The 2,857-nt window shown below is 50.7% G+C and carries 3 protein-coding genes; 2 read left to right on the forward strand and 1 reads right to left on the reverse strand.

The genetic code is table 11. The annotated features are described in order from the left end of the window. Window positions 1-199 (forward strand): hypothetical protein (locus tag WA429_RS20875; RefSeq protein WP_336107858.1); only part of this gene is annotated, 199 nt, incomplete at its 5' end. A 130-nt stretch (window positions 200-329) separates the two neighbouring features. Beyond that, window positions 330-1,178 carry a hypothetical protein gene (locus tag WA429_RS20880; protein ID WP_336107859.1) on the forward strand — a complete coding sequence of 283 codons (849 nt, stop codon included), beginning with the start codon at window positions 330-332 and terminating at the stop codon, window positions 1,176-1,178. Window positions 1,179-1,223: 45 nt separating this feature from the next. Here the strand turns inward: WA429_RS20880 and WA429_RS20885 are convergent, their stop codons facing one another. Next, window positions 1,224-2,291, reverse strand: coding sequence for a replication initiator protein A (locus WA429_RS20885; protein ID WP_287466881.1), 1,068 nt, complete (start codon window positions 2,289-2,291; stop codon window positions 1,224-1,226). Between the last annotated feature and the right edge of the window lie 566 nt (window positions 2,292-2,857).

Consider the following 2,857-nt stretch of genomic DNA (forward strand, 5'->3'; position numbering starts at 1 on the left):
CCCCTCTTACGTCCAATTCCGTGGCCCGGATATTTCGCGAGAGCAGAAGGCGAGTTTCCTCATGCTGTTGGCCGCATCGATGGCTGAGCGTTGCCCGTCCATCAAGCTCCCTGCAACGGTCACAATCAATGAGAAACAAACGTCGGAGCGTTATGACAAGCTCGTTGCCCAAGATCCATCAGCAATCATTAAGCGCTAAACGTGCAGAGCCAAGCCATTCGCCCCGTCAACAAGACTGCTAAGTTACCAGCATGAAAATCAGATTGTTTCACGAGCTCGATAGAGCGGCACACAGTGACGACAAAAGAGCACTTGAGATCTTCAGGAGGTTGACCAATCAACTTCACGAAGGCGGTTTATCTTGGGAGGATGTGCCAGCCAAACTCGTACAGGCTGAAGCGGGAACTCCAGCAAATAATTCTCGTCCAGCCGCGAGCACACCGCCGATCGAACCGGTACCAAAAGCAACAGAGAACATTGGTCCGCAATTCCTGTCTCTGTATGAGCAAGAGTTGAACGAAGGGAACTTCGAAAAACCGGCCTGCAGGTGGCGTGAAATCGAACAAGACTGGTTATCCAGCGCGAACCTGTCCTCATACCAAGCCCGCGACCTCTTGGAATGGCTTCCAGCATTAAATGAGGAAGCCGTCATCGGCAGAGCCGACAATGCTTGGGTACTGGCACACCAAAAAGCGGTGCACGACCTCATCAATCAGGCAAACAACGAAGCGCGCGAAGTTCTTATTGCGCTTCAAAAGCAGCGTTCAGAACTCATCGAGGAAGGCAGAAACGCCCTTCTTGCGTTTGTTACAGCGGCCAACAGTGAGAGAAAGCTTTTGGTTTCCTGGGTCACCCTCGTCAAACGTATCAAGCCGGACGAAGATGCACTCGATATGTCAGCATTTCTTTCCGCAGCCGAGGGCTCGTGTGAGAAAGTCGGAACGTTAGCCTTATGCCTACTTCAAGAAGTATCGCCGGCAATGATCGACATTCCTGCGCCAACTATCACCACCGCTCGTGCCTTTCTCGCGCTCGGCCAGAAACAGTCGGAAACGGAGTTTCTTTGTTCCACGGCCCCAGCCGAGTACCTCTCTCGATTTGACGAGCTGAGAACAGAGCCGTTCGTAGAAGCATGCATCGAGGCGGCGCAACGTCATATGAAACAATTAGCCGACTAGCTGCCAAAGCCAAACTGGCTCCAGAAGCGCACGAGAAAGGTCAACTTAGGCAGGCTTTCCGCGCTTCTCGTACCAAGAAGCAGCAAACTTCAATAGATGAGCATCTGGGCTTCTTGGGATCGTGTCGAGATCGCCAAGCCAGTTGCGCCATTCCTGCTCTATCATGTAGGGATCCCAACCGGGTGCCCTCTCCCGGATGCCGTCGTAGACATCGGGGCTGACGGGACCGTTCCACGGCTCAGCCGACGTCGTCGATGTATTCATTGTTCCACGATTGAGATAACTCACCATGTCGGTTTTCTGGTCGTAATGAATCTCGTAGTCTGGCAAATGATTGCTCGCGGCAACGTCTTTAACCATCTGCCGAAAGCGCTTCTCTGGACTTTTAGACCCAGATTTCTTCCATAGTACCCCGACAGAAACCCGCCAGCTCTTCTGCTTGCCACAATGTTTACGGCCAAGCTCATAAATGCGGCGTTCAAGCGGCTTTCGCAGGCGAAAATAGTCCCTGTGGAGTGTCAGGACTTCATTACTTTTGATCGCATTGAACACCCATTTGGAAAGCTCCACTTCACAAGAAATGATCCGGCCATTCAGGCCATGCTTTCGTCTTACAGATGCATGCTCAATCAGCCCAAAAGTATCTGTCTGCTCTTCATCACCAGTCACAATGTTAGTGCTGATCACAGTGCCTTTGATGCGCTCCAGGGCATCCACAAGAGCTTCATAGTCTTTGCCTGAAGTACCACGGTTAGTGAAGATCAGCAGGTCATGAATACTGATAGAGATCCGTCGACTAACAGGATCACCGCGACGCATCGCAGCCATCACCTGCGAGATGCAGTAGATCAAGATGTCTTTGTCGTAAATGGTCGCCAAGCCCTTGACGCTCGGAACCACACGGATCCACTGATCGTTGTGGCGATACTCACGAATGGTCGTCTCGGGCTTCTTGCTCAATGAATAGAACGGATGCTCAAGCTGCGGCATAATATCCTTGAGGACGGCATCCGCTACATCACAAACGAACAAATCATATTGTGGATGACGCTCAGGGACCAATGCGAGCTCATCGCCTGGCGTTATAATTTCGCCACTGCTCTCGTCAGTCATTGAAACAGCTCCACTATCCAGTTCGTGGTATCGGTGACCGATGTTCGGGGTATCAAGTACCAAATGTCAAGCAAGAGGGCGCGATGTGCCATTTGCTGCAATTCGGGGTTTTGAGTACCGGCGGCTTCTATTCGGGGTTTTAGTTACCAAACGTGGATTTTCGGGGTTTTAGGTACCACAACGGCAGAATCGACAGGTTTCTTGATCAAACCTTCGGGGTATTAGATACCACACCTGAAACATTCGTGGTTTTAAGTACCAATAATTCGGGGTTTTGAGTACCAACCCACTTAAACCGGATATATTTCTTGTCAGCGAAACCAAGTCAGTTTGTGGAAGAAAGCTCTTTAAGGCGATTTCGGAGTCGCAAACACGAGGCTTTCGGGGTTTTAGTTACTCAGCCCAAGCAATCAACTGAATCGGGGTATCAGTTACCAAAGACCGAGGTTTTAAGTACCCCGCATCGGGGTATCAGTTACCGAGGCAACGGAAAACCCACGCTACATCCCCTGAGTATCAAGGCTTTCAGACTTATCAACAGACGCCTTAACACATTAATCTAACAC

Source organism: Thalassospira sp. CH_XMU1420-2, from assembly GCF_037029325.1.
GTDB lineage: Bacteria > Pseudomonadota > Alphaproteobacteria > Rhodospirillales > Thalassospiraceae > Thalassospira > Thalassospira povalilytica.

Excerpts from the sequence above, each read along its gene's own strand:
- WA429_RS20885 (WP_287466881.1), bottom strand. The coding sequence starts at position 2,291 with ATGACTGACGAGAGCAGTGGCGAAATTATAACGCCAGGCGATGAGCTC.